General features: G+C 26.5%; 2 protein-coding genes. Both read left to right on the top strand.

What is annotated here, in order from left to right:
- Positions 1–25: 25 nt before the first annotated feature.
- On the top strand, positions 26–1,036 hold the full coding sequence (locus tag ACTT83_RS06335; RefSeq protein ID WP_440919239.1) for an NAD-dependent epimerase/dehydratase family protein: 1,011 nt from the start codon (positions 26–28) through the stop codon (positions 1,034–1,036).
- A 57-nt stretch (positions 1,037–1,093) separates the two neighbouring features.
- On the top strand, positions 1,094–1,381 hold a 288-nt coding region (locus ACTT83_RS06330; protein WP_440919238.1), incomplete at its 3' end, for a hypothetical protein.

Here is a 1,381-nt window from a genome sequence, read left to right as displayed (position 1 = left end):
ACTTAATGATATTAAAAAATTTATAATGATTAAAAATAAAAAAATTTTAGTCGTTGGTGCAGGTGGGTTTATAGGGGGCCATCTTGTCAAACGATTGTTGAATGATGAAAATTTTATAATAGCAACTGATATAAAACCAAAAGAATATTGGTTTCAAGATTTTGAAAAAACTAAAAATTATTATTCAATGGACATGAAGGAAATTGATAATTGTAGAAAAGTTACAAAAAATGTTGATTATGTTTTTAATATGGCTTGTAATATGGGCGGAATGGGTTTTATTGAGAATAATAAAGCAGAGTGTATGCAGTCTGTCTTGATCAATACAAATTTATTAATCGCTAGTAAAGAGAATAAAATTAAAAGATATTTTTTTTCTTCTAGCGCGTGTGCCTATAATAAAAACAAGCAACAAGATGTGTTTATCAAAGGACTAAAAGAAAAAGATGCTTATCCAGCTGACCCAGAAGACGGTTATGGTTGGGAAAAATTATTTAGTGAACGCATGTGTAGACATTTTATGGAGGATTATGGAATAGAAATTAGAATTGCAAGGTACCATAATATTTATGGACCTTTTGGAACTTATGATGGTGGCAGAGAAAAAGCTCCAGCAGCATTATGTAGAAAAATTATCAATGCTAAAAAAAATAATGAAGATAAGATTGATGTTTGGGGAGATGGAAAACAAACTAGAAGTTTTTTGTATATAGATGATTGTATTGAAGGTACTATAAGATTGTTTGAATCTGATTATTCTGAACCTGTTAACATTGGTAGTGATGAACAAGTTTCAATAAATCAAATGATTGATATAATCGAAAATATTTCTAAAGTAAAAAAACTTAAACGTGATTATCAATTAGATAAACCAAAAGGTGTAAGAGGTAGATCTAGCAATAACGATTTGGTTAAAGAGGTTTTAAATTGGAGTTACGAAATTAAGCTAAAAGATGGTCTTAAAAAAACTTTTGATTGGATGAGTAATGAGATAAGTAAACGTGGTTCAAATATAAATAGATTTACAAAATCTTAGAATTTATAAATTTAATAGCATTGAAAAGTTTTAATAAATCATCCAATTTTTGATCGAATGGTAAGTAAAATTATTTTTAAACAGATAAAATTTATCAATATTAATAATAAGGAATTTAAAAGGCTTATAATTAAAAAAGGTATATTTGTTTTCCCAGCGGGACCGGCTTTGGCAACAATTAAAAAGTCAAATGAGTATTATAAATCACTTAAAAAAGCAGATTTTGTCTTTTTTGATAGTGGTTTTTTTGTTTTATTATTGAGAATCTTTAAAAATATTAATGTACAAAAATTTTCAGGATTTAAATTTTTGGGTATGTTTTTTGCTTATTTAAAAAAAAATAAG

The organism is Candidatus Pelagibacter sp. (assembly GCF_052049775.1).
Classification (GTDB): Bacteria; Pseudomonadota; Alphaproteobacteria; order Pelagibacterales; family Pelagibacteraceae; genus Pelagibacter.
This window is presented reverse-complemented; position numbering and strand designations above follow the sequence as displayed.